Below are 23514 nucleotides of genomic sequence, written 5' to 3' on the forward strand. Positions count from 1 at the left end.
AGGAACCTATTATGAGCCACGTATTAATTCTGAAGTCCAGTATCCTTGCCGGTTATTCACAGTCAGGTCAGCTGGCTGATTTTTACGCTGAAGAAGCGCGCGCCAACGGCGACAGCGTAACCGTACGCGACCTGGCTGCCGATCCGGTACCGGTACTGGATGGTGAACTGGTGGGTGCTCTGCGTCCTTCAGATGCGCCACTTTCTCCACGTCAGCAGGAGGCGCTGGCGCTCTCTGATGCGCTGATCGCTGAGCTGCAGGCGCATGACACCATTGTTATTGCGGCACCGATGTACAATTTCAACATCCCGACGCAGCTGAAAAACTACTTTGACCTGATTGCCCGCGCGGGCGTGACTTTCCGCTACACCGAAGCGGGTCCGGAAGGTCTGGTTAAAGGCAAACGTGCGGTGATCCTGAGCAGCCGTGGCGGTATCCACAAAGATACCCCAACCGATCTGCTGACGCCGTATGTGAAGCTGTTCCTTGGCTTTATCGGCATCACTGACGTTGAGTTTGTCTTCGCGGAAGGTATCGCCTACGGTCCGGAAGTGGCGACCAAAGCGACCGCTGATGCGAAAGATGCGATTAAACAGCGCGTCTCTGCCTGATTAATAAAAAAAGATATTCTGCTTCATTTTACCGGGCCTGAGCGCCCGGTTTTTTATTTTAACGTCAATATATCTTTGCTTCCCGGCGGCTGCCCGCTTTTTTGATTTACACTGCAGTATCACTCTCTCATTCTGCTTTACGATTTCAACCCTGTTACTGACAACCCGCGCCCGCATTTTAATTAAAGCGCAGCACCGCCCGACCTTTAATAAAAATCGAAATACGAAAGTTTTCTCACCAGTAACGTGGCACGATTAATCCGCAATCAAATCCAGCCGTGCAGGCTGGAACTACATTTGAACTTTTACTCAAATAATAATTTTTTTACCAGGAGAATAATATGGCCTTACTGTTATGCTATATCCATGTAAGCGATACGCTGCCCGGACAAACTGCAACCGTTAACTCTTTTTCGGGTGTGAGCGACAAGATTAAAATGTTTGAGATGCCCATTAAAAGAACGGGTAACTATGACGCACAGTTGAATGCCAATGTTAAAAACACACGCGAAATCGCTGTAATTGAAGCTAAAAAGAAGGTTTCGCAGCTGACATCAGCTTTTGAAAAACTTCATAGTACGGGCAACCGCACGCCATCTTCTTCCGTAACACGCCCTATCGCTGCACCGGTTATAGCGACGGCTGTAGCAGCGCCAGTTGCGAGAGTACAGGATATCTCTATCGCCCGACCGAGTGTGTCAGCATCTTCTCTGGCAGAAGCAAAACCTGACCCTGTCACTACTCAGGCAAAAACTACAGCCGGGCATAAAGGCGCGCCCTCATTGCTAACCCAAATTAAGCATCAATTTGCGCAGTTCTGGTCATCGATAAAAAGTTATATTTCGTCACTGACAGATACATTCCGGCAGCAACAGAGCGAAAAAATAGCACACTTTGAAAATACCGCCAGAACCAAATCTGAAGGCTGTAAATCAATGACTGAAATAATAAACGCATATGACAATAGTCCTTCCAATGCTCTCTTTCTTTATAACGCAGCAAAACAGGAGCTAATATTTAATGCTATAAGTGACATCATTGATCAGGCAGAAAAAGAAAATAAAGAAATCGATCTGCGTAAGCTATGCGATCAGGCTAATCGCTATGCGGTTAATTCAGGCGCTAACGCCAGATTTTTCACGCTATCAAAAAATAACACTATCGGGCACAATATAAAATATGGCGTACCGACTATGCAGCAGCGCGTCAGTCGGGTAGAGGAAGACATTGGAAGTAAAAACGCAACCTCCGCAACCTTACGTCGTAATTCGCAGAGCTTAAGTGGGCGCCAGCGTGCTAACTCAGTACAGTCAATAACCCGGAGGATGGTTAATGACGCCTATTCAAAACTGTTTAATGATATACACAATGACAAAAGAAATATTTATGGTACACGCCACAGCTTCGACCGTAACGAAATGCGTGCCGCGCTGCTTGAAGGGCAGCCGGCGCTGGCAGTCTTACGTACCAGCAGTGCAGCGTAATGCCTGACAGCAGCAGATCCTTCGCAAGCCACACCCGGTGGCGGGAAAGCGCTGAGCCTCCCGCCACCGGTTACTTCTGCAGCCACTGGCCGTTGATGCCGCGCACATATTCCCCTGCGCTGGCCCGGCTCACCAGCTTCTCTCCGGCAATCCGCGCGACGTCGCTGGTTGTGAGTTTGTTTTCCCCGGCAATGCGCTGATACGCCATCCGGCGGCCCTCATTGATGCGACTCACCAGCGCCAGCGTGACCTCATCCTGCTGCCGTGCAGCAACATAGCCGCTCAGCGTTTCCCCGACCCGCCCTTGCTGCCGCGCCTCATCAAGCGTCAGCGCATGGGCAGACCCGGCCAGCAAAACCAGCAGCAGCGCAACGGCGCGTATTGTTCGGTTGCGGGCCATCAGAACAGCCCGCTCTGATTCTGCAGCAGCGCCTCGACATCTTTATCCACCTTGATGTGGATCTCATGTTCAATTTTCACGTTCATATTTATCGTAATCGGCGCATCAGGAGCGGCCACTTCAATCCGCGGTACGCATCCTGCCAGCACAACGCTGCCTGCCAGCAGCGCACCTCTTAACCTCATCATCAGGGATCCCTCTTTGATGGCAGGGTGGCGTTCTGCTCCACCCAGGATTGTAAATTATCGCCAAAGCGCAGGCTGCGCCATAGCTGGAACAGATTCTCCTGATGACGATAGTTGAGATTGATTGTCTGGCGCCGGTTGCTGAACTGGCTGACGCCGGTGACCTGCGACTGCATCACCAGATTACCGGTATTATCCAGATCGAGTGTGGCCCAGGAGCGTGAAATCTCCAGATAACGCAGCCAGCTCAGCGCTGCCCCGGCGGCGACATTGTCTTTTACAATCGCGTCTGCCGTATCCTTATCCAGCCGAAACGTGAGCGGCCCGCTGTTAGCGATCCAGCCATTTCTGATCAGCCACTGCGGATTACTGAGCCAGAGCGGCAGCTCACCGTTGACCTTACCCGACATAGCAAACTGTTTGGGCTTGAGTGCCGTTACCAGCCGGCTGAGATCGATCTGGCGCAGCGAAATCCTGGCCGCTTCGCGCTGCGGCATGCGCAGCGCCGGCATACTGACGTGCCCGCCCAGTAAATCGAGCGTCACGTTACTCAGGGTAAGCGGCTGTCTCTCCTGCCAGGGATAGTAACCCTGCAGATCGGCCGTGATATTCTGCAGCGCAAACTGATTGTTAACCTCGCGGATACGCAGCGAAACCGGTCCGCGCCGTCCCAGCTGCCACTGCTGAGCGCGATAGCGAAACGGCAGCGCAAAGTCGATGCCGTTGATGTCACTGTCCGGCAGCTGCAGGCTGCCCTGCTGAACCGCAAAGAAGCCGCCAGCCTGAAATGCCTGACTGGCTCCGGCTGAAAACGCGACCTGCGCCCGCAGCTCACCGCTGCGGATACGCATTTTTAAGTCGCTGCTGAGCAGCGGCTGGAACACGCGCAGCGACTGTGCCGGCCACCAGGCCTCTCCGCGTAGCCGCTCACCATCCCAGCGTCCGTGCACGCGCAGCGGGCCGATATCTTCAGCGCGCAGTTCACCGCGCCATAAAAACCGTGCCGGATCGCGACCTTTCACATCAAACGTCAGCCCTGCAGGCGGCAGCCAGCCGCCGTAGCTGAAGTGCGTTTGCCCCGCATCAAGACGAAAACTGCCTGCAAAACCGGGCTGCGTGCTATCCCGCTGCCAGCGCAGCGGCGCAGTGAGCCGGATACGCGGCCGGTCAATCTGCACCGGCCCCCACGCCAGCTGATTCAGGCCGGTATTGAGCGTATCCAGCGTAATACGCTGATCCAGCCAGCTGCCGGTGCCTGTAACATCCCACTCTGCGTTAAACGGCTGCAGTTTGCCGTCGCCCCAGTAGCGCCAGCGCCAGCTGCCGCTGTCTGGCCAGAACGCGGCAGCGCGGCCATCCAGATGCAGCGTAAAGTGACCATAGTCGCGCTTATGCGCCGTCAGAATCGCCTGCAGCCGGCCATCAATGCCCTGCGCTGAAAGTGAAACACCCGCCAGGGGCCAGCGCGCTTCATCCACTTCAGGGAGATCCAGCAGCTGGCCGCGCAGGCGCAGCAGTGCGCCTGGCTGGAACGTCAGCGTCGGCGCGCTGAGTGCACCGCGCAGCTCGCCGGGCAGGCTGCCATAGAGCTGCAGCCCGGCAAATTTACTCTCGCCGGTAATGCGCAGCGGCAGCGCGTTATCCGTTACGCGCAGCGGTCCCGGCCCGACGCTCAATACCACATTACCTTTACCGCCGCGCCCCTGCGTCAGCAGATTCAGCCGCCCCTGCACGCGCAGATTGTCCATCCCCTGCTGCCATCCGGTCAGGGTCAGCCCCACGCCGCCTGACAGCATCTGACTGGCCAGAGGCCAGCGCCAGCGCCCGTCGGCGATCTGAAACGTATCGCGGTCGCTCTGCCACGGCAGCTCAAGCAGCGGTGTCTCATCGCCCTGCTCCTGAACGATCAGCTTACCCTGCTGCTGCTGCCACTGCAGATCCAGCGTCAGCGGCTGCGGCCACTGAGCCACGCTTAGCTCACTCTGCAGTGCGCCGGTTACCGGCAAGCCATCCGCAAATGTGGGCAGCGCTACGCTGCCATGTAACGTCAGCGGTTGTGTCAGAAAAGGATGTTGTAACTTAAGAGAGTCGACCGTCAGCGTCTGGCCCTGCAGGCGTGCGTTCAGGCTGAGATTATCGCCGCGATAGCGCAGCTGCTGCTGTTCCGGTGCAAGCGTGAGATCGAGTTCACCAGCATAGTGCTGCCACGGCAGGACGGCCAGCCTGCCGATATGTACATCGGCCCCCGGCAGGCGCTGCTGCCAGTCGGCCAGCGTACGCGGTACGGCAGAAGCTGGCTGCGGCGGCAGCGACTGCCAGCAGGCGCTGTTAAGCGTGACGCGCTGTGCGCTAAGCTGCCAGCGCTGCTGTGAGCGGCCCAGCGCCACCTGCTCAACCTTAGCCAGCGTACAGCTGCCCGTCAGGTAACGCAGCTGCGGCAACGTCACTGCGCCCTGCTGCCAGCCCGGCCTGCCCTCAATTTCGATGCGCGTCTCATCCGGCAGCCAGATACCGGCCAGCCGTGGCAGCCACTGCGTCAGCGTCAGCAGCAGGCCCAGCAGCAGCAGAATCAGCGCCAGCAAGGCGGCAAGTAGTCGGCGAAGGCCACGCGTCATGGCGGGTAACTATCCTGTTGTTTATATTTTCCTGCCGAAATGATGGCACGTAATCATTCGCAAATGAAGGTGTTAGCCTGGCCTGCTGCGTGAAGAAAAGCAAAGTCGCGCAGAAACCGTTATCCTTTAATGATACCGACATGGCATTTTTCAGGAGCGAAACAATGAAAGTTGCGGTTTACAGCACCAAGCACTATGACCAGAAATATTTTGAACAGGTCAACGCCCGTTTTGGATTTGAGCTGGTGTTCTTTGATTTCCTGCTCAGCGAGGATACGGCAAAAAATGCTGCCGGCTGTGACGCGGTCTGTATTTTCGTAAATGACGACTGCGGCAGAGCGGTACTGGAAGAGCTGGCGGCATTGGGCATTAAGTATATTGCCCTGCGCTGTGCCGGATTCAATAACGTCGATCTGCAGGCGGCTGCTGAGCTGGGCATGGAGGTCGTACGCGTGCCCGCCTACTCCCCGGAAGCGGTGGCGGAACACACGGTGGGTATGATGTTGGCGCTGAATCGCCGCATTCATCGCGCTTATCAGCGCACCCGTGACGCAAACTTTTCGCTTGATGGCCTGACCGGCTTCAACATGCACAATAAAACCGCAGGCGTGGTCGGTACGGGGAAAATCGGTGTGGCTACGCTGCGGATCCTGAAAGGATTTGGCATGAAGCTGCTGGCCTGTGATCCCTACCCGAGCGACGCTGCGCTTGAGCTGGGTGCAGAATATGTCGATCTGAAAACGCTGTTTGCCCGCTCGGATGTGATTACGCTGCACTGCCCGATGACGCCGGAAAATCATCATATGCTTAACGCGCAGGCGTTCAGCGAAATGAAAGATGGCGTGATGATCATCAATACCAGCCGCGGCGGCCTGATCGATTCGCAGGCGGCTATTGAAGCGCTAAAACAGCAGAAGATCGGGTCGCTGGGAATGGACGTCTATGAAAATGAACGCGATCTGTTTTTTGAGGACAAATCGAACGACGTTATTCAGGACGACATTTTCCGCCGCCTCTCTGCCTGCCACAACGTGCTGTTTACCGGACATCAGGCGTTTCTGACCGCAGAAGCCCTGACCGCCATCTCAGAAACCACGCTGGGTAATCTGCAGCAGCTCGATCAAGGCGAAGCGTGCCCGAACCGGGTTAAGCCCTGAAATGGTGCGCCCGCATCAGCGGGCGCACGTGCCACCCATGAGCGCCTGTTCATCGCAGCGGCGGCCGTTTGACAGCTGACACATGCCGATACGTGAACCATCCAGCTGGCGGGAAAATGCCAGCGTGCCCCCGGCACCGCTGCAGCTGCTTTCTGCCATTGCGGACATCACGACGTGCGGCTGGACGTGAGCCGCGGTCGCCTGCTGCGGCGGTTCGTTATCAGGGGTACTGCTGCAGGCGGAGAGCAGCAGTGCTGCACCAGCCAGCAGTAAAGAGGCAGCTTTCATTAGTCGGACTCCGGGGACAGGGGACGAAAAGTGCTCACAGCATATGACAGCCTCTGCTGCGAATCGAGTGCGGACATAGCTTTTTACAAAATTTCAGACCTTTCATTGCAAGCAGAATTATCCTGAAGAGAAGATTTTTGCCGGTTATCTTCTAAAATAATCCGTTATTTCAATTGCTCAGGGGAAATTATGTTAACCGATATGCTGTTACGCATCGCGCTGGCCGGCGTTCTCGGCGGGCTTATCGGACTTGAGCGTCAGATGCGGGCAAAAGAGGCGGGTCTGCGTACCCATATTCTGGTGGGGATCGGCAGCGCCCTGTTTATGCTGGTCTCGAAATATGGCTTTGCCGATATGCTCAGCAGCGACCATGTGGGTCTTGATCCCAGCCGCATCGCGGCGCAGGTCGTCAGCGGTATGGGCTTTCTCGGGGCCGGTACCATCATTATTCAGAAGCAGATCGTAAAAGGCCTGACTACCGCAGCGGGCCTCTGGGTTACCGCCGCCATCGGTCTGGTTATCGGTAGCGGGATGTATGAAATTGGCATTTATGGCACGCTGCTGGCGCTGGTCGTGCTGGAGGTTTTTCGCCGCCTCAGCCACTGGCTGATTGGCCGCCATCATACGCTGATTGTGCATCTGAAAGCCAAAAGCGTCCCGCTGGTGTTACTGGTGCTGCAGCGTGAAGGGATCCGCTACGGGCATATCGCGGTGGTCAACCGTGACGAAGAGAGCGGCCTGTGTGAACTCAGCGTAGAGGTCACACTCTCCCGCCGGGCACCGCGCCACAGCCTTTATGAGAAGGTCATGGATATTAAAGGGGTGCAGTCACTGGAGATGGTATAGAGGCGCAGACAGAGCAAAATTATTAGCCACGGATGCGGCAACAGATTAAAAGCGTTCACGCGAGGCTGGTATTCGCGCGCGCAATCCGTACCATACGCATCCATAACTACAGGTTTATGACCGCCAATGCGGGTTTCAGCCGCCTGTTCTGTTCGCCGGCACTCTCAAGCGTGAAAATAATGTCAGAAAATCAAGACGTAACAAAAAAAGAGCAATACAACTTCAATAAACTGCAGAAGCGCCTGCGCCGCAACGTCGGCGAAGCGATTGCTGACTTCAACATGATTGAAGAAGGCGACCGCATCATGGTCTGTCTCTCAGGCGGTAAAGACAGCTATACCATGCTGGAGATCCTGCGCAGCCTGCAGCAGAGCGCGCCGGTGAATTTTTCGCTGGTGGCGGTCAATCTCGATCAGAAGCAGCCCGGCTTCCCGGCGCATATTCTGCCCGCTTATCTTGAGACGCTGGGCGTGGAGTATAAAATTGTCACCGAAGATACTTACTCTATTGTTAAAGAGAAGATCCCGGAAGGCAAAACCACCTGCTCACTCTGCTCGCGTCTGCGTCGCGGTATTCTCTATCGCACCGCCAGCGAACTGGGCTGTACTAAAATTGCGCTCGGCCATCATCGCGACGATATCCTGCAGACGCTGTTTCTTAATATGTTCTACGGCGGCAAAATGAAAGGCATGCCGCCCAAGCTGATGAGTGATGACGGCAAGCATATTGTTATCCGCCCTCTCGCCTACTGCCGTGAAAAAGATATTATCCGCTTTGCTGAAGCGCGCCAGTACCCGATTATCCCCTGCAACCTGTGCGGTTCGCAGCCCAACCTGCAGCGTCAGGTGGTGGCCGATATGCTGCGCGACTGGGATAAACGTTTTCCGGGCCGCATTGAAACCATGTTCAGCGCCATGCAGAACATTGTGCCTTCGCATATGGCGGATATCAGCCTGTTCGATTTCAAAGGCATCCGCCATGGCGATGAAGTGGTTGATGGTGGTGATATTGGCTTCGATCGCGAAACGCTGCCGATGCAGCCCGCGGGCTGGCAGCCGGATGAGGATGCAGCAGCCACCGCGAAGCTGCGGCTGGATGTATTAGAGATAAAGTAGTTCTGCTGAGAACTACAAAGGCGCGTATCCCGGCGGGAACGCGCCTTTTTTTATTGATGCGGCGGCGGATCGCTGATGGGTGGCACATCGGGATCGTGCGGCGGCTCCGGCTCCGGAATGGGCTGCGGCTGCGGAACAGGCTCCGGAATCGGCACCGGGTCGGTTGGGATCGGTTCACTGGCGTGGATAGCTTGCATCGCTTTCTCCTGTTGCGGAACGTACTTTAAGCGTAGGAAAGCTTTGCTGAACAAGCCAGCATAAAAAAAACCGGCCCTGGGGCCGGTGTCAGAGGAATTAACTGTGCTATGCAGTAATTCGCAAACAGGAAGTAAGACAATATGGAGTACAACGCCCATCGCCTGACGTTGCATTCACCTGCGAAAGAGAGTGTGCCGCGATTTTCCGCAGGGTGAGTTGATATCGATCAGCTTTTCCCGCTTTTGCTACAGCCATTTGCGTTTTTTCAGCCATACCGCCACGCCCCCGACCATCAGCAGCAGGATCAGACAAAACAGCAGAAAACCGTGCTGCCAGTTACCGCCCGGAATGCCACCGAGGTTGACGCCAAACAGTCCGGTAAGAAAGGTCGCAGGCAGAAAAATCATCGCCATCAGTGACATGGTATACGTCCGGCGGTTCATCGACTCCGCCAGCAGCGAGGCGACCTCGTCAGCGAGGATGCCGGTGCGCGCCACGCCGGCGTTGAGATCGTCCAGGCCGCGGCCCAGACGGTCCGCCACGTCCTGCATGCGTCGCCGGTCGTCGTCACTCATCCACGGGAGTTTCTCGCTGGCCAGTCGCGCATAGACATCACGCTGCGGTGCCATATAGCGGCGCATGACGATCAGCTGCTTGCGCAGCAGCGCCAGCTCGCCTCTGGCCGGCACCTGCTGATCCATCAGCGCATCTTCCAGCTCAATAATCTTGTCATGCATATCTTCAATGAATTCGCTGGCGTGATCGGTCAGCGCGTCGCAGACATCCACCAGCCAGCTGCCGCCGTCTGCCGGGCCATTACCATGCTGCAGCTCATTGAGCACTTCATCTATCGCGTTGACTTTGCGGCGGCGCGTAGAGACGATCAGTTTGTCATTGATGAATACGCGCATCGCCACCAGCTGATCGGGACGCGAGTCGGCGTTGTGGTTCACGCTGCGCAGCACAATCATAAAGCCGTCGCCAAGCCGCGTGACGCGCGGCCGCATACTGTCGCCTGCCAGCGCATCGCGCACGGCATCGGGGATCAGCGGCGTATTCTGCAGCCACTCCGCGCTCTGGCGCTGCGCGTAATTCAGATGCAGCCAGCAGTGGCGCTCGCAGTGGATGATATCGTCATCTTTAATCGCGATAACGCCACCTTTGCCATCAAACTGACAGGCAATAATGGCATCTGATACCTGTAATGCTTTCCCTTCAATAACGTTCACGTCCCCACTCCACGCTCTCAATCAACAGGCTACAGTCTAGCGCCGCGCCTTTCAGTTGCAATCGCGCCGGTGTATGCAAACGTGACGCAAGGTACTCAGTGCTTTTCAATCCACAACTCGCGGCTGTAAGCCACATCTTCCGGGTTGGTGATGGGATAGCCTTTTACCCACGGTTTTATCAGGCGGCCGTTTGTATATTGATATAGCGGTGCGATGGGTGCCTGGTCGGCAATGATCTGCTCCGCTTTGTTGTAATCTGCATTGCGCGCCTGCACGCTGGTTTCGGTACTCGCTTTCGCCAGTAGCGCGTCATACTCCGCGCTGTTGAAACGCGCAATATTCCCGCTGTGGCTGGCCGTCAGCAGACTGAGAAAGGTAGAGGGTTCGTTATAATCACCGACCCACGAGGCGCGGATCACATCAAAATTTCCGCTGTTGCGGCTGTCGATATAGGTTTTCCACTCCTGGTTTTGCAGCGTAACCTCTGCGCCCAGAGTCTTTTTCCACATCGAGGCGACGGCGATAGCAATTTTCTGATGGCTTTCTGAGGTGTTATAGAGCAGCGTCAGATGCAGCGGCTTAGCTGGACCGTAGCCCGCTGCCGCGAGCAGCGCTTTCGCCTGCGCATTCAGCTCCTGCTGGCTATGCTGCTGCAGATAGCTCTGCTGTGACGTAAAACCGGCCGTCACATCGGGAGTAAAATGCCACGCCGGCTTCTCGCCGGTCCCCAGCACCTTCTCCGCAATAATGCGGCGATCGATACTCCACGAAAGCGCTTTACGCACGCGCACATCAGCCGTCGGTCCTTTCTGCGTATTAAAGGCGTAGTAGTAGGTCCCGAGCTGGTCAGGGGTATAGACCTCACCCGGCAGACTCTTTTTCAATAGCGCAAACATATTTTTCGGGAATGATTCGGTGATATCGATATCCCCGGCGCGGTAGCGCTTGGTGGCGCTGGACTCTTCATTGATGGGCAGAAAGGTCACCTGCGTCAGCACTGAATGCTTGTCGTCCCAGTAATGTTTATTGCGCACCAGAACAATCTTTTCGTTTACGACCCGCGTTTGTAACTGATAGGCGCCATTTCCCACCAGCTTGCCCGGTGCGGTCCACGCGTCACCTTCAGCCTGGATAACTTTTTGCGGCACGGGAAACAGCGCGGCGTTGGCCATCATGGCTGGCAGCCACGGCACCGGTCGTGACAGCGTCACTTTCAGATGGGTGGCATCGGTGGCCGTTACGCCCAGTTTCTCCGGACTCATGCTGCCTTTGGTAATCGCTTCCGCATTTTCAATACCGCTCAGCGCCGCAAACCAGGCAAAAGGCGAACTGTTTTTCGGATCGACCAGACGCTGCCAGCTGTAGACAAAATCCTGCGCAGTGACCGGGCTGCCATCTGACCAGCGCGCATCTTTGCGCAGCGTAAACAGCCAGATTTTATTGTCATTACTGCTCCAGCTCTCAGCGACGCCGGGCACAATCTGGCCTTTTGCATCCTGACTGGTGAGGCCTTCAAACAGGTCGCGCATGACCTGAATTTCCGGCAATCCCACGGCTTTCATGGGATCAAGCGAGGCGGGTTCATCTTTGATGTGGCGAACAATTGTCTGCTGGCTGGCGAGCAGCGCGCCCGCCGGTATTTCAGCAGCAGTAGCCGGAAAAAACGTGCTGCTGACGATCAGCGCCAGCGCCGTGGGGAAAAACAGAGGCTTCATCATCACTCCTTAACAGAAAAAAGGGCGACCTGAAGTGCGTAATGTCGCCAGCAACTCCGGCAACTGTAACGCAAATTGCTGATTGGTATGTAGCTATTTCCCGGTTTGCTGTTTACCGTTAATGTAGTGCCGGACAGGCGCGCGCCCCGCTCGTTTGCAGAGCCGCTCACAGGAGAGCCTGATATGTCATTTCATCACCCGCGACCGCAGCGCGGTCAGCTTGATGCGGTCTGGCAGCAGTATGGTCGCTCGGCGCTCGGCGCCCCGCTGCTCTGGTTTCCGGCGCAGTCAGCTGATGAAGAGAGCGGACTGATCATCGCCGGCACTCACGGCGATGAGAACGCCGCAATCGCCACGCTTTCCGCCGCGTTGCGGACGCTGCCAGCCTCCCTGCGCCGCCATCATGTCATTCTGGCCGTGAATCCGGACGGCTGTCAGCTCGGGCTGCGCGCCAACGCGCGCGGCGTCGATCTCAACCGTAACTTTCCCGCCGCTAACTGGCAGCGGGGCGATACGCACTACCGCTGGAACAGCGCCGCTGACGCACGCGATGTGGTGCTCTCTACTGGTGAGAAGCCCGCCTCCGAACCCGAAACCAGCGCGCTGTGCCAGCTGATCCATCAGCTGCAGCCGCGCTGGGTGGTCTCATGGCATGAACCGCTGGCCTGTATCGACGATCCCCATCACAGCGCGCTGGCGCGCTGGCTGGGTGAGCAGACCGCATTGCCGGTGGTAAGCAGCGTGGGATACGCCACGCCGGGTTCTTTTGGCAGCTGGTGCGCCGATCTGGGGCTACTCTGCATTACGGCGGAAATGCCGCCGATTTCCGTTGATGAGGCGACCGAACGCTATCTTGAGGCGATGATTAATCTGCTGCGCTGGCAGGCGCCGCATTAAGTGTGCCATAGCTGAATGAGAGCGCGGGATCGACATCTGCTGCCAGCCAGGTCGGGCCATCCAGATCGGTGAAGGCGGCCTGTGAAACCAGCGGCAGCGCGGCCCGGATAGCGCGCGAGGTACAGAGCATACAGCCCAGCATCAGCGTAAATCCCTGCTCACGCGCGGTAGCGGCCAGCGCCAGCGCCTCTGTCAGGCCGCCGGTTTTATCCAGCTTGATATTGATCATCTCGTAGCGCCCCGCCAGTTCCGCCAGGCTGTCGCGCGTATGGCAACTCTCATCTGCGCAGATCGGCAGCGGATGGACAAAATTTGCCAGCGCAGCATCCTGCCCGGCGGGCAGCGGCTGCTCCAGCATCGCAATATTTAGATCCGCCAGCAGCTGACAGCGTGCCGCCAGCCCTTCCGCTTCCCAGGATTCATTTGCGTCGATAATCAGGGTCGCTTCCGGCACCGCGCTGCGGATCGCTACCAGCCGCTCACTGATCAGATGATTATCCATTTTCACTTTGAGCAGCTTTGCACCATGCTGCCACAGCGCCAGCGCGCTGCTGGCCATCGCTTCCGGCGTATCGATACTGATGGTGCGCGCCGTGGCTACCTGCCCGGCCAGAGGGCGATCGCACAGCGCGGCCAGCGTCTGCCCATGCTGCTGGCGTTCCAGATCCCAGAGCGCACAATCAATGGCATTGCGCGCCGCACCCGCCGGCATCGCCTGCTGCAGCGCGCTTCGGGTTAAGCCCTGCTGCAGCGCGGGCAGCTGAGCGGCAATCTGCGCCAGCACTGAGGCCTCGCTCTCACCATAACGGGCATACGGGGTCGCTTCTCCGGTGCCTTTAATACCATTCTCTTCAATTTCCACCACCACAACCTGCGCTTCCGTCCGGCTGCCGCGCGAGATAACGAACGGCGAATGCAGTGGCCAGGCTTCAGGATAACTCTTCACTGTTCTCATTTTTACACCTTAAAATTGTGCGCCTGATGTGAAGCTGAGCGATTATTGTAAGAAAGGTAATCGTAAACCCCTAAAAATTATGGCATAAACTTTAACGGTTTTCGTAAAGTCGCGCGCTGCGCTGACTTTTCATTTAAAAAGGAGATTGTATGTCACAGAACGTTCACTTTCAGGGTAATCCTGTTCCGGTTGCCGGCCACTTCCCGCAGGCAGGCGAGCAGGCGCAGCCTTTTACGCTGGTCACTAAAGATCTGGCTGATGTTTCGCTGGCAGACTATGCCGGAAAGCGCAAAGTGCTGAACATCTTCCCGAGTATCGATACCGGCGTCTGCGCCGCCTCGGTTCGCAAGTTTAACGAGCGCTCCGGTGATACCAGCAACACCGTAGTGCTCTGCATTTCAGCTGACCTGCCGTTTGCCCAGTCACGCTTCTGCGGCGCGGAGAACGTCGCCAATGTGGTCACGCTTTCCGCTATGCGCGGCTCTGAGTTCAAAGAGAATTATGGCGTCGCTATCTCTGACGGCCCGCTAAAAGGCCTGACCGCCCGTGCAGTAGTGGTGCTTGATGAGAATGACAAGGTGCTTTACAGCCAGCTGGTCAATGAGATCACCGAAGAGCCCGATTACGATGCAGCGCTGGCCGCGCTGAAGTAAGTTGCTCATAAAAAACCGTCCTTACGGGACGGTTTTTACTGTTCAGAACAGGCCAGCGCAGCTACTCGCTCTCTCCGCGCTTCTGCCCTAATCCATATTCACGCAGTTTATTGGCAATCGCCGTGTGCGATACGCCCAGACGTTTGGCCAGCTTACGCGTGCTGGGATAGGAGAGATAGAGCCGGGTCAGTACCGAACGCTCAAAGCGGCCGGTGATCTCATCCAGCGATCCCTCCAGCGCCTCTTCACCCAGCGACACATCCAGCGCCTGCTCCGGCAGCACGATATCCTGCGGACGCAGCTCATAACCTTCCAGCTGCGTCATGGCCCGATAGAGCGTGTTTTTCAGCTGCCGGACATTGCCCGGCCAGCTGTAGCGCGTCAGGAACGGCAGCAGCTGCGGTGACAGGCGCGGGCGCGGCAGCCCCTGCTCATCGGCAAAACGCGCCACAAACATCTCTGTCAGCGGCAGAATATCAAGCGGACGCTCGCGCAGCGGCGGCAGATTCAGCGTCAGCACGTTGAGCCGGTAAAAGAGATCCTCGCGGAACTCCCCGCGCTGTACCATCTCAATCAGGTTCTTTTGCGTGGCGCAGATCACCCGGACATCAACATGCACTTCATGATCTTCGCCTACGCGGCGAAAGGTCCCGTCGTTGAGAAAACGCAGCAGCTTGGTCTGCATACGCGGCGACATCTCACCGATTTCGTCCAGCAGCACCGAGCCGCCGCTGGCCTGCTCAAAAAAGCCCTTTTTCCCCTCCAGCGCGTTGGGATAGGCGCCGGCCGCGTGGCCAAACAGCTCGCTCTCCGCCACGTCGTCCGGAATCGAACCGCAGTTGAGCGCGAGAAACGGTTTTTTACCGCGTGCGCTGCGCAGGTGGCAGGCGCGCGCCAGCATATCTTTGCCGGTGCCGGTATCGCCCACAATCAGCAGCGGCGCATCGTGCATCGCCAGTTTACGCGCCTGCTCAATGACCTGACGCATTTTAGGCGTCACCGCCACGATATGGTCAAACTCGGACTCATCCGTGACGCTGAGATTCTGCAGCTGACGTCCCATACGCGCCGTGGACTTCAGCGTGATCATTGCGCCCACCGGGTTATCGCCCTGCTCATCGCTGTCTGCAAGGTAGATGGGTCGCGCTTCCAGCAGAAAGTCACGCCCCTGAATCACCACATGCTGGGTCTGCGCCTCTACCCGTTCGCTCTCCAGCCAGCGCTGAAAATTAACGCCGCCAATCAGTGACGCCACGCTGTGATTGCGGATTTTCTGCTCATCCAGCGCAAACAGATGCTGCGCCGCCGGATTGGCCAGCTCAATTTTGCCTTTAAGATCGATAGAGAAGACCGGCTCCGGCATCGCCACCAGCAGCGCGCTGAGCGCGCGATGTTCGCGCTCAGAGGGCAGATATGCCACGGTACGCACGTCGGTGACGCCGGGCGTGCGCCGGATCTCTGCCATCAAATTGCTGAAAGCGTCAAACTCCAGCGCAGAAAAGCTGAGATAGATGCGGCCCTGCGGGGCAATTTCGATGCCGCGTAAATCGATATTGCGGGCGACCAGCAGGTCGAGCAGTTCACGCGCCAGACCGATTCGGTCATGACAAAAAACTTCCAAACGCATGGCAGTAAGCCTTAGTCAGGTTTTGATTTCAGAGATAATACGCTAACTTGCAGCACCCCAGAAGGGCTGTGTCATGAAAAGTTGACAGTGCAGCACAGATTCCCCTTTTCGCCGGGTCAGACAGAGCTGCTTATGCCGGGAAGAAACGAAAAAGGCAACGTTTACGTTGCCTTTTAGCATGGGAGCAGAATGAAAGTGACAGGAACGTTGATTATTTAGCACTCTGCTCTGAGGCGGAGCTGCCTTTTGCCAGCGAGGTTTTAAGCTGGCTCACCAGGTCGCGGCGGAAGTCGCCAAGGCGGGGTTTATCCTCTTCCAGCCACGGCAGCGGACGGCACAGCTCCATCGCTTTTATGCCCAGCCGCGCGGTCAGCAACCCGGCACCGATACCCTGTGCGGCACGGGCTGAAAGACGCGCCGCGATATCCTGCGACATCCAGTCCATCCCCACTTCGCGCACCAGTTCGGACGCGCCGGCAAAGGCCATATTGAGCAGCACCAGACGAAACAGACGGATACGGCTGAAATAACCCAGTTCGATGCCGTAAATCGCGGCGATACGATTCACCAGCCGCAGATTACGCCAGGCGATAAACGCCATATCCACCAGCGCCAGCGGGCTGACGGCAATCATCAGGGTCGATTCCGCGGCGTGGCGGCTGATTTCACTGCGCGCCTGGCGATCGAGTACCGGCTGCACCAGCTGTGCGTAGAGCGTGACAATCTCGCGATCGTTATGCGTCTCATGCAGCGCGGCATACCAGCGCTGCAGCGCCGGATGCGCCTGATCGAGCCGCGCCTGCTGCGCGAGATTTTCACAAAAGGCGCGTGCTTTGCCGATGCCGTGACTCTGCAGCAGGTCACGCGCCACATCGCGCGATTCTGCGCGCTGGCGCAGCCGCCACAGACGCCGCCACTCCGCAATCAGTGCGCCGGCACCAGCCAGCACAATCAGCCCGCCTGCCGCCCCGCTGCCCAGGGCAAACCAGTCGCGCGCCTGCCACGCATCGTGCATAAACTGTACGCCCTGAGCCAGCACGCTCACGGTGAACACCGCCACGCCCGCAGCGGCTATTTTACGCCACAGGCTGCGTTTAGGTCGCAGCGCCGCCTCCACCATCTTTTCACCGGCGCCTTCAGGCAGCGGATCTGCCCCGGTCGCTGCGACAAAATCGGCGGTTTTTACGTCAAACGTCTGCGCAGCACGCAGCGGTGGCTGCGCATCGCTGCTGAGCGGACGGGCAAAATCGATTCGCGCTTTTAACGGCGTCTCATCACTCATCGCAATTTATCTCCCAGTAAAAATTCCAGCGCGGCATCCATGCGGATATGCGGCAGAGGCCGATCTATATCCAGCGATTGCGGCCGGAATTGCTCAAACTGAAACCCCTGCTGCTGCCAGAAGCTGTTCCCCGGCAAACGGGGCGGCACCTCACCCGGATAAACGGTGAGCGGCTCACCATCTGTCAGCCGCTCACCGCGCAGTGCCGGCAGCTTCTCGCCCCGGTGATCCACCAGGCCGCTTTCGGTAGCCTGTATGGCGGCCAGTCCGAGGCAATCCATGCTGATACCTTCAAATGCGGCGTTCTGCCAGGCATCCTGTACCAGCTGCTGCAGCAACGACACCATATTGGCGTGCTGATCGGCGGTGATGTGATCGGCTTTCGTCGCGGCAAACAGCAGCTTGTCTATCACCGGGGAGAAGAGGCGCCGGAACAGGGTCCGCTGACCGTAATGAAAACTCTGCATGAGCTGAGTCAGCGCCAGACGCATATCATTAAACGCCTGCGGCCCGCTGTTCAGCGGCTGCAGACAGTCCACCAGCACAATTTGCCGGTCAAAACGCAGAAAATAATTTTTATAGAAGCCTTTCACCACGTGCGAACAGTAGTAGTTATACCGCTGCTGCAGTACAACAAAATTACTGCCGGCCGGCGCCTGTGCCAGTTTGCTCACAGCCTGCTCATCCGCATCGGGCCACGGGAAAAACTGCAGCGCCGGTGCGCCCGCCATCTCGCCCGGCAGCACAAAGCGGCCCGGCTGAATAAAGTGCAGCCCCTGGCTTTTGCAGTGGTGCAGATAATCTGTCCAGGCGGCGGCAATCTCTGCCAGCTGGTTTTCATTAGCGGGTGCCAGCGGATCGAGGTTATGGCAGAGCTCACGCCAGCGGGCTGACCATTTCTCTCTGTCGCCCTGCAGCAGCCCGCGCATCTGCCGCGACCAGCTGACATAATCCTGCGCCAGCATGGGCAGATCGAGCAGCCATTCACCGGGATAGTCAACGATCTCAAGATAGAGCGTGGCGGTATCTTTGAAGTGACGCAGCAGTGAGTTATCAGGCCGGTAGCGCAGCGCGAGGCACATTTCGCTGACGCCGCGCGTTGGGGTGGGCCATGCGGGTGGCGCGCCGTAGAGCTGAGCCAGCCCTTCATCATAGGTAAAGCGCGGCGTACCGAGCTCGCGCTGCGGCACGCGCTTGACGCCAAGTAAACGCTCTTCGCGTACCACTGAAAACAGCGGCAGGCGCGCGCCGTGATGGACGTTCAGCAGCTGATTGACCAGCGAGGTAATAAACGCGGTCTTGCCGCTGCGGCTCAGTCCGGTGACCGCCAGGCGCAGATGACGATCCACGCCGCGGTTCATCAACGCGACAAGTTCATTTTGCAGTTTTTTCATCGTTCTCCCTGATGAATCGCGCTGACAGACGGCGAAACGCCCTGCTCAGCAGCGGTTCCAGGGCGGCCGCCAGCAACAGGCGCAGCGGACGGCGCGCCACCGATTTAACAGCCCAGCCGGCGAGCCCGCCGGGACCATATGTTACCGCACTGATAATGATGAATTTTCCGGCCGACTTCAACGCAGGTGTTGCGCGACGGCGCAGAGCAGTCATTCGCTGAGTGTGCATAAAGCCCCTTATGAGTTGAGATGCGGACCCGCGAGGGTCCGGGGATCAGAGCTGACGAAAACGGCTGCGCACGCTGAAGGTTTCAGAGGTCACGTAACGCTCTACATCGCGAACGCTGCGCTCATCCTGGCTCAGGGTCAGCGCCAGCTCATCCAGCAGTTCACGGGCCGTTGGCTGCTTCTGATCCGGCAGCGTGGCCGGTTTCTCATCCAGCACATAGCCGAGAATAAAATAGGCGGTCACGGTGATCATAAACAGGCCAAAGAACAGTGACAGCACGACGATGACGCGCAGCAGACGCACCGGTATGTCGAGATATTCCGCTACGCCGGCACACACGCCGCGTACTTTGCCCTGCTGCGGAATGCGCCAGAGTTTGCGATCGCCTGTCATGGCTGCCTCCAGTTTGGATGCTCCGCATCAAGAATCGCTTCCAGCGCCTGAACGCGCTCGCGCATACGTTGCGCCTCCTGCGTCAGCTGCTGCAGCCGCTGCATATCATTATTCGACAGTTCACCTGCGCTGCGCCGGTTGCTGTAATGCAGCCATAACCAGATGGGTGCGACAAACAGCACAAAAATCGTCAGGGGTATGGCAAGAAAAAGTGCGCTCATTGACTCTCCTTAATCATCTACACCGTTTCAGCCGGGCCCGAAAACGGGCCCGGACGCGATCACTCACCGCGGTTCATTCTGGCTTTCAGTGCGGCAAGCTGCTGGCTGATTTCATCATCAGCTTTCAGCTCAGCAAACTGCTGATCCAGCGTTTTTGATTTACCAAAGCGCTGGCTTTCCGCTTCAGCTTCCATATGGTCGATACGACGTTCAAAGGACTCAAAGCGCGCCATCGCATCATCAATTTTGCCGCTGTCGAGCTGACGACGAACATCGCGTGATGAGGAAGCCGCCTGATGGCGCAGCGTCAGCGCCTGCTGGCGGGCGCGGGTTTCGCCGAGCTTGTTTTCCAGCTCGCCGATCTCGCCTTTCATTCGCTCCAGCGTCTCATCCACCTGCGTTGATTCCTGCTGCAGCAGGCTAATCAGATCGGTGAGTTTCTGTTTTTCAATCAGCGCAGAGCGTGCCAGATCCTCTTTCTCTTTGCTGATAGCCAGCTCCGCTTTTTCCTGCCACTCCGACTGCTGGACCTCAGCCTGTTCAATACGGCGCAGCAGCTGCTTTTTCTCAGCCAGCGCGCGCGCTGAAGTTGAACGTACCTCAACCAGCGTGTCTTCCATTTCCTGAATCATCAGGCGTACCAGTTTCTGCGGATCTTCTGCGCGCTCAAGCAGCGAGTTAATGTTAGCGTTTACGATGTCAGCGAAACGAGAAAAAATACCCATAATGATGTTCCTCAATATTGTCATGTATATGGTCGGGACGCCTGTAGTGCTTACAAGATGCGTGCCAACTTTTAAGTAGCTGATTTTATTGAGTGCGCTGGGTTTACATTCCTGCTGCGAAAGGCCAGGATGAGTAAATTACACAACTGTTGGTGAAATTCATCATGGCTAATGGCAACGATAACCTGCTGGGCGAGTCGAATAATTTTCTTGAGATGCTGGAGCAGGTGTCTCAGCTGGCACCGCTGGAAAAACCGGTGCTGGTCATTGGTGAGCGCGGCACCGGTAAAGAGCTGATCGCCAGCCGGCTGCACTATCTGTCTGAACGCTGGCAGGGCCCTTTTATCTCGCTTAACTGTGCAGCGCTTAATGAGAGCCTGCTCGACTCGGAACTCTTCGGGCATGAGGCGGGCGCTTTTACCGGCGCGCAGAAGCGTCATCTTGGCCGCTTTGAGCGCGCCGACGGCGGCACGCTGTTTCTTGATGAGCTGGCGACCGCACCGATGCTGGTTCAGGAGAAGCTACTGCGCGTAATTGAATATGGTCAGCTGGAGCGCGTTGGCGGTAATCACGCGCTGCAGGTTAATGTACGCCTGGTCTGCGCCACCAATGAAGATCTGCCCGCGCTTGCTGCTGCCGGAAAATTCCGGGCGGACCTGCTGGATCGTCTCGCCTTTGATGTGGTGCAGCTGCCGCCGCTGCGCCAGCGACGCAGCGATATTCTGCTTATGGCGGAGCATTTTGCTATTCAGATGTGTCGCGAGCTGCGTCTGCCGCTGTTTCCCGGCTTCAGCGAACGTGCGCAGCGGGAGCTGCTGGCTTACCACTGGCCCGGCAACGTGCGCGAACTGAAGAATGTCGTGGAGCGTTCCGTGTATCGTCACCGCAGCACCGAAGAGCCGCTGGACACGATCATCATCAATCCGTTTGCTTCACGTGCCACAGATTCAGCAGAGCGGCAGCGCCCTGCCGAATCTGCAGCCCTGCCCGCGCTGCCGCTCGATTTGCGCCAGTGGCAGTATCAGCAGGAGCGCGCGCTGCTGGAAGTGAGCCTGCAACAGGCAAAGTTTAACCAGCGGCGCGCGGCCGGGCTGCTGGGTGTGACCTATCATCAGCTGCGGGCAATGATGAAAAAGCATGATATTCAGGTACGGGATGAGAGTGAGCAGTAAGGTGGCAGCAAGGCGGCAAGTGAAGCCGCGACCGGGAGCATACATCAGTATGTAACCGGTTCTGCTGAACGCGGCCAGTGCAGCTGCCGCAGACCAGACAGCCTTTTTTCAAACTGACTGGTGTGGCAGCAAGGCGGCAAGTGAAGCCGCGACCGGGAGCATACATCAGTATGTGACCGGTTCTGCTGAACGCAGCCAACGCCGCTGCCGCGCCAGTCAGGAAGAAAAAAAAAGCCCGCACAGGGCGGGCAACATAATACTGGAAGCAATGTGAGCAATGTCGTGCTCTTCTCCGGCAGAGCCACCGGTGAAGCGCAGGTGAATAATAATCATTCCTATTATCATCTGTAAAGCTTTATTGAGAATTTTTCTCATTCCCACACAGTTACTGCGCCTGCTTTCTGGACGATATGGCTGTTATTGCTGCTGGCGTGCGGGGGAGTTTGGGAACTCTTACCGGTTTGCGATACACTCTGGCTATTGCCTCAGAATCGTTGAGTTCTATGCTAAAAATTCTCTTCTCGCTGCTGCTGAGTTTCAGCGCTTTGAGCGCGTCTGCTGCGCCTGCGGAATCGATCCGTCAGACCGGCTTTGTCTATTGTGTAAACGGCAGCGTTAACACTTTTAACCCGCAGATGGTCAGCAGCGGCCTGGTGGTTGATACCCTGGCCGCGCAGCTCTACGACAGACTGCTGGACGTTGACCCTTACACTTATCGTTTAATACCCGATCTGGCGCAGAGCTGGGAAGTGCGCGATAACGGCGCAACCTACCGGTTTCATCTGCGGCGGAATGTCTCTTTCCAGCATACCGCCAGCTTTACGCCCCGCCGCACGCTGAACGCCGATGATGTGGTATTCAGTTTTGCGCGGATGTTTGACCGGCATCATCCGTGGCATAATGTTAACGGCGGCAGCTATCCCTATTTTGACAGCCTGCAGTTTGCCGACTCCGTCCAGAGCGTCAAAAAGCTGGATCGCTATACCGTGGAGATCCGCCTGAACGCGCCTGACGCCTCTTTTTTATGGCATATCGCTACCCACTACGCGCCGGTACTGTCACAGGAGTATGCCGCGCAGCTGGATGCCAAAGGGCAGCAGGAGAAGCTGGATCGCGAACCGGTGGGCACCGGTCCCTATCAGCTGAGCGAGTATCGTACCGGGCAGTATCTGCGCCTGGCGCGTAATCCCTGGTACTGGAAGGGCGTACCGCGCCTGCAGCAGGTGGTGATTGACCTGGGCGTTGGCGGCACCGGCCGTCTGTCAAAACTGCTGACCGGCGAGTGTGACGTACTGGCTTATCCGGCGGCGAGCCAGCTCTCGATCCTGCGCGACGATCCGCGTTTGCGCATGACGCTGCGCCCCGGCATGAATATCGCTTATCTGGCGTTTAACACCCGTAAAGCGCCGCTGGACCGGCCTGAAGTGCGGCACGCGCTGGCGCTGGCAATCAATAATGAGCGCCTGATGGAGTCCATTTATTACGGCACGGCGGAAACTGCAGCGTCTATCCTGCCGCGCGCCTCGTGGGCCTATGACAGCGACGCCCGCGTAACGGAATATAATCCGGACAAATCGCGCGCGGCGCTGAAAGCCCTCGGCATCGAAAACCTGACGCTGCGTCTGGTGGTGCCAACCACCTCCATGTCCTGGAACCCCAGCCCGCTTAAAACCGCCGAGCTGCTGCAGGCGGATCTGGCGCAGGTCGGCGTTAACGTTATTATCACCCCGGTTGAGGGCCGCTTTCAGGAAGCGCAGCTGATGGCGATGAACCACGATTTAACCCTGAGCGGCTGGGCCACCGACAGCAACGATCCTGATAGCTTCTTCCGTCCGCTGCTCAGCTGTGCGGCGATCCGTTCCCAGACCAACTATGCTCACTGGTGTTCCCCGGCGTTCGATGAGTCTCTGCAGCGCGCCCTGCTCTCTCAGCAGCTCTCCGCGCGGATTGAAAGCTATGACCGTGCACAGCAGCTGCTTGCTCAGGAGCTGCCGGTATTGCCGCTCGCCTCTTCACTGCGCGTGCAGGCGTACCGGCACGATATTCAGGGGCTGGTACTGAGTCCGTTTGGCAACGCCTCTTTCGCCGGCGTACATCGTGATGAGCAGAGCGGAGAGTAACCG

24 protein-coding genes are annotated in these 23514 nt (G+C 57.4%); 9 read left to right on the forward strand and 15 right to left on the reverse strand.

Annotated features, from left to right (window positions below; translation table 11 throughout):
* Positions 1-11: 11 nt before the first annotated feature.
* Complete coding sequence (gene azoR, locus C1Y41_RS05305) at positions 12-611, forward strand: FMN-dependent NADH-azoreductase (RefSeq protein ID WP_094110923.1); 600 nt, start codon at positions 12-14, stop codon at positions 609-611.
* 341 nt (positions 612-952) lie between these two features.
* The gene (locus C1Y41_RS05310) at positions 953-2095 is read left to right on the forward strand and encodes a hypothetical protein (RefSeq protein ID WP_104085000.1); all 1143 of its coding nucleotides are present in this window, start codon (positions 953-955) and stop codon (positions 2093-2095) included.
* A gap of 70 nt (positions 2096-2165) precedes the next feature.
* Here the strand turns inward: C1Y41_RS05310 and C1Y41_RS05315 are convergent, their stop codons facing one another.
* From C1Y41_RS05315 to C1Y41_RS05325, 3 genes are read right to left on the reverse strand one after another with little or no spacing between them, the layout of a single operon-like run.
* A complete protein-coding gene (locus C1Y41_RS05315) occupies positions 2166-2495 on the reverse strand; it encodes a YdbL family protein (RefSeq protein WP_039384472.1) in 330 nt (109 codons plus the stop codon).
* Complete coding sequence (locus tag C1Y41_RS05320; protein WP_039385947.1) at positions 2495-2680, reverse strand: YnbE family lipoprotein; 186 nt, start codon at positions 2678-2680, stop codon at positions 2495-2497. Before C1Y41_RS05320 ends, C1Y41_RS05315 begins: the two co-directional genes overlap by 1 nt.
* 2 nt (positions 2681-2682) lie before the next feature.
* Positions 2683-5295: a YdbH family protein gene (locus C1Y41_RS05325; protein ID WP_104085002.1), complete on the reverse strand. Its 2613-nt coding sequence runs from the start codon at positions 5293-5295 to the stop codon at positions 2683-2685.
* Positions 5296-5459: 164 nt separating this feature from the next.
* Between C1Y41_RS05325 and C1Y41_RS05330 the strand changes: the two genes are divergently transcribed.
* Positions 5460-6452 (forward strand): 2-hydroxyacid dehydrogenase, encoded by a 993-nt coding sequence (locus tag C1Y41_RS05330; RefSeq protein ID WP_104085003.1) that lies wholly within the window; start codon positions 5460-5462, stop codon positions 6450-6452.
* Positions 6453-6467: 15 nt separating this feature from the next.
* Here C1Y41_RS05330 and C1Y41_RS05335 read toward each other — a convergent pair whose 3' ends face one another.
* On the reverse strand, positions 6468-6740 hold the full coding sequence (locus C1Y41_RS05335; protein WP_039384475.1) for a DUF333 domain-containing protein: 273 nt from the start codon (positions 6738-6740) through the stop codon (positions 6468-6470).
* Between the two features lie 189 nt (positions 6741-6929).
* Between C1Y41_RS05335 and C1Y41_RS05340 the strand changes: the two genes are divergently transcribed.
* Entirely contained in the window at positions 6930-7586 is a 657-nt protein-coding gene (locus C1Y41_RS05340; protein WP_039384476.1) for an MgtC/SapB family protein, read from the forward strand.
* Positions 7587-7765: 179 nt separating this feature from the next.
* Positions 7766-8701: a tRNA 2-thiocytidine(32) synthetase TtcA gene (gene ttcA, locus C1Y41_RS05345; RefSeq protein WP_104085350.1), complete on the forward strand. Its 936-nt coding sequence runs from the start codon at positions 7766-7768 to the stop codon at positions 8699-8701.
* Positions 8702-8751: 50 nt separating this feature from the next.
* Here the strand turns inward: ttcA and C1Y41_RS20095 are convergent, their stop codons facing one another.
* From C1Y41_RS20095 to C1Y41_RS05355, 3 genes are all read right to left on the reverse strand, one after another.
* A complete protein-coding gene (locus C1Y41_RS20095; protein WP_166713867.1) occupies positions 8752-8898 on the reverse strand; it encodes a hypothetical protein in 147 nt (48 codons plus the stop codon).
* Between the two features lie 246 nt (positions 8899-9144).
* Positions 9145-10128, reverse strand: coding sequence for a zinc transporter ZntB (zntB, locus tag C1Y41_RS05350; RefSeq protein WP_039384477.1), 984 nt, complete (start codon positions 10126-10128; stop codon positions 9145-9147).
* A gap of 95 nt (positions 10129-10223) precedes the next feature.
* Positions 10224-11843: an ABC transporter substrate-binding protein gene (locus C1Y41_RS05355; RefSeq protein ID WP_104085004.1), complete on the reverse strand. Its 1620-nt coding sequence runs from the start codon at positions 11841-11843 to the stop codon at positions 10224-10226.
* 183 nt (positions 11844-12026) lie between these two features.
* Here C1Y41_RS05355 and mpaA point away from each other — a divergent pair, with 183 nt between their 5' ends.
* Complete coding sequence (gene mpaA / locus C1Y41_RS05360; protein ID WP_039384479.1) at positions 12027-12740, forward strand: murein tripeptide amidase MpaA; 714 nt, start codon at positions 12027-12029, stop codon at positions 12738-12740.
* On the opposite strand, the gene ycjG is transcribed toward mpaA, so the two are convergent.
* Positions 12709-13695, reverse strand: a complete 987-nt coding sequence (ycjG, locus tag C1Y41_RS05365) for an L-Ala-D/L-Glu epimerase (protein ID WP_039384480.1) — start codon at positions 13693-13695, stop codon at positions 12709-12711. The two genes, mpaA and ycjG, sit on opposite strands and share 32 nt — an antisense overlap.
* A gap of 149 nt (positions 13696-13844) precedes the next feature.
* Between ycjG and tpx the strand changes: the two genes are divergently transcribed.
* On the forward strand, positions 13845-14348 hold the full coding sequence (tpx, locus tag C1Y41_RS05370; protein WP_039384481.1) for a thiol peroxidase: 504 nt from the start codon (positions 13845-13847) through the stop codon (positions 14346-14348).
* A 61-nt stretch (positions 14349-14409) separates the two neighbouring features.
* Here the strand turns inward: tpx and tyrR are convergent, their stop codons facing one another.
* The 7 genes from tyrR to pspA form a co-directional block, all read right to left on the reverse strand.
* The gene (gene tyrR / locus C1Y41_RS05375) at positions 14410-15975 is read right to left on the reverse strand and encodes a transcriptional regulator TyrR (protein ID WP_104085005.1); all 1566 of its coding nucleotides are present in this window, start codon (positions 15973-15975) and stop codon (positions 14410-14412) included.
* Positions 15976-16186: 211 nt separating this feature from the next.
* On the reverse strand, positions 16187-17257 hold the full coding sequence (locus C1Y41_RS05380; protein WP_039384483.1) for a YcjF family protein: 1071 nt from the start codon (positions 17255-17257) through the stop codon (positions 16187-16189).
* Positions 17254-18651, reverse strand: coding sequence for a YcjX family protein (locus C1Y41_RS05385; protein ID WP_104085006.1), 1398 nt, complete (start codon positions 18649-18651; stop codon positions 17254-17256). Before C1Y41_RS05385 ends, C1Y41_RS05380 begins: the two co-directional genes overlap by 4 nt.
* Positions 18632-18880, reverse strand: coding sequence for a phage shock protein PspD (pspD, locus tag C1Y41_RS05390; RefSeq protein ID WP_039384485.1), 249 nt, complete (start codon positions 18878-18880; stop codon positions 18632-18634). Before pspD ends, C1Y41_RS05385 begins: the two co-directional genes overlap by 20 nt.
* A 45-nt stretch (positions 18881-18925) precedes the next feature.
* Complete coding sequence (gene pspC, locus C1Y41_RS05395; RefSeq protein WP_039384486.1) at positions 18926-19273, reverse strand: envelope stress response membrane protein PspC; 348 nt, start codon at positions 19271-19273, stop codon at positions 18926-18928.
* A complete protein-coding gene (gene pspB / locus C1Y41_RS05400; protein WP_039384488.1) occupies positions 19270-19494 on the reverse strand; it encodes an envelope stress response membrane protein PspB in 225 nt (74 codons plus the stop codon). Before pspB ends, pspC begins: the two co-directional genes overlap by 4 nt.
* A 59-nt stretch (positions 19495-19553) precedes the next feature.
* Positions 19554-20219: a phage shock protein PspA gene (pspA, locus tag C1Y41_RS05405; protein WP_071668851.1), complete on the reverse strand. Its 666-nt coding sequence runs from the start codon at positions 20217-20219 to the stop codon at positions 19554-19556.
* A gap of 164 nt (positions 20220-20383) precedes the next feature.
* Between pspA and pspF the strand changes: the two genes are divergently transcribed.
* Together pspF and sapA are read left to right on the forward strand one after the other, a co-directional pair.
* Positions 20384-21391: a phage shock protein operon transcriptional activator gene (gene pspF, locus C1Y41_RS05410; protein WP_104085007.1), complete on the forward strand. Its 1008-nt coding sequence runs from the start codon at positions 20384-20386 to the stop codon at positions 21389-21391.
* A gap of 503 nt (positions 21392-21894) precedes the next feature.
* Entirely contained in the window at positions 21895-23511 is a 1617-nt protein-coding gene (gene sapA / locus C1Y41_RS05420; RefSeq protein WP_104085009.1) for an ABC transporter substrate-binding protein SapA, read from the forward strand.
* Positions 23512-23514 lie beyond the last annotated feature (3 nt).

The organism is Pantoea sp. ICBG 1758 (assembly GCF_002928325.1).
GTDB classification, from domain to species: Bacteria; Pseudomonadota; Gammaproteobacteria; order Enterobacterales; family Enterobacteriaceae; genus Pantoea; species Pantoea eucrina.

Bases quoted from the DNA above. Each gene is read 5' to 3' on its own strand.
- C1Y41_RS05385 (WP_104085006.1), bottom strand. From the start codon at position 18,651: ATGAAAAAACTGCAAAATGAACTTGTCGCGTTGATGAACCGCGGCGTG.
- tyrR (WP_104085005.1), bottom strand. From the start codon at position 15,975: ATGCGTTTGGAAGTTTTTTGTCATGACCGAATCGGTCTGGCGCGTGAA.
- sapA (WP_104085009.1), top strand. From the start codon at position 21,895: ATGCTAAAAATTCTCTTCTCGCTGCTGCTGAGTTTCAGCGCTTTGAGC.
- C1Y41_RS05355 (WP_104085004.1), bottom strand. From the start codon at position 11,843: ATGAAGCCTCTGTTTTTCCCCACGGCGCTGGCGCTGATCGTCAGCAGC.
- ycjG (WP_039384480.1), bottom strand. From the start codon at position 13,695: ATGAGAACAGTGAAGAGTTATCCTGAAGCCTGGCCACTGCATTCGCCG.
- C1Y41_RS05315 (WP_039384472.1), bottom strand. From the start codon at position 2,495: ATGGCCCGCAACCGAACAATACGCGCCGTTGCGCTGCTGCTGGTTTTG.
- C1Y41_RS05330 (WP_104085003.1), top strand. From the start codon at position 5,460: ATGAAAGTTGCGGTTTACAGCACCAAGCACTATGACCAGAAATATTTT.
- C1Y41_RS05320 (WP_039385947.1), bottom strand. From the start codon at position 2,680: ATGAGGTTAAGAGGTGCGCTGCTGGCAGGCAGCGTTGTGCTGGCAGGA.
- C1Y41_RS20095 (WP_166713867.1), bottom strand. From the start codon at position 8,898: ATGCAAGCTATCCACGCCAGTGAACCGATCCCAACCGACCCGGTGCCG.
- pspF (WP_104085007.1), top strand. From the start codon at position 20,384: ATGGCTAATGGCAACGATAACCTGCTGGGCGAGTCGAATAATTTTCTT.
- C1Y41_RS05310 (WP_104085000.1), top strand. From the start codon at position 953: ATGGCCTTACTGTTATGCTATATCCATGTAAGCGATACGCTGCCCGGA.
- pspA (WP_071668851.1), bottom strand. From the start codon at position 20,219: ATGGGTATTTTTTCTCGTTTCGCTGACATCGTAAACGCTAACATTAAC.
- C1Y41_RS05340 (WP_039384476.1), top strand. From the start codon at position 6,930: ATGTTAACCGATATGCTGTTACGCATCGCGCTGGCCGGCGTTCTCGGC.
- pspD (WP_039384485.1), bottom strand. From the start codon at position 18,880: ATGCACACTCAGCGAATGACTGCTCTGCGCCGTCGCGCAACACCTGCG.
- C1Y41_RS05380 (WP_039384483.1), bottom strand. From the start codon at position 17,257: ATGAGTGATGAGACGCCGTTAAAAGCGCGAATCGATTTTGCCCGTCCG.
- mpaA (WP_039384479.1), top strand. From the start codon at position 12,027: ATGTCATTTCATCACCCGCGACCGCAGCGCGGTCAGCTTGATGCGGTC.
- tpx (WP_039384481.1), top strand. From the start codon at position 13,845: ATGTCACAGAACGTTCACTTTCAGGGTAATCCTGTTCCGGTTGCCGGC.
- ttcA (WP_104085350.1), top strand. From the start codon at position 7,766: ATGTCAGAAAATCAAGACGTAACAAAAAAAGAGCAATACAACTTCAAT.
- azoR (WP_094110923.1), top strand. From the start codon at position 12: ATGAGCCACGTATTAATTCTGAAGTCCAGTATCCTTGCCGGTTATTCA.
- pspC (WP_039384486.1), bottom strand. From the start codon at position 19,273: ATGACAGGCGATCGCAAACTCTGGCGCATTCCGCAGCAGGGCAAAGTA.
- pspB (WP_039384488.1), bottom strand. From the start codon at position 19,494: ATGAGCGCACTTTTTCTTGCCATACCCCTGACGATTTTTGTGCTGTTT.
- C1Y41_RS05335 (WP_039384475.1), bottom strand. From the start codon at position 6,740: ATGAAAGCTGCCTCTTTACTGCTGGCTGGTGCAGCACTGCTGCTCTCC.
- C1Y41_RS05325 (WP_104085002.1), bottom strand. From the start codon at position 5,295: ATGACGCGTGGCCTTCGCCGACTACTTGCCGCCTTGCTGGCGCTGATT.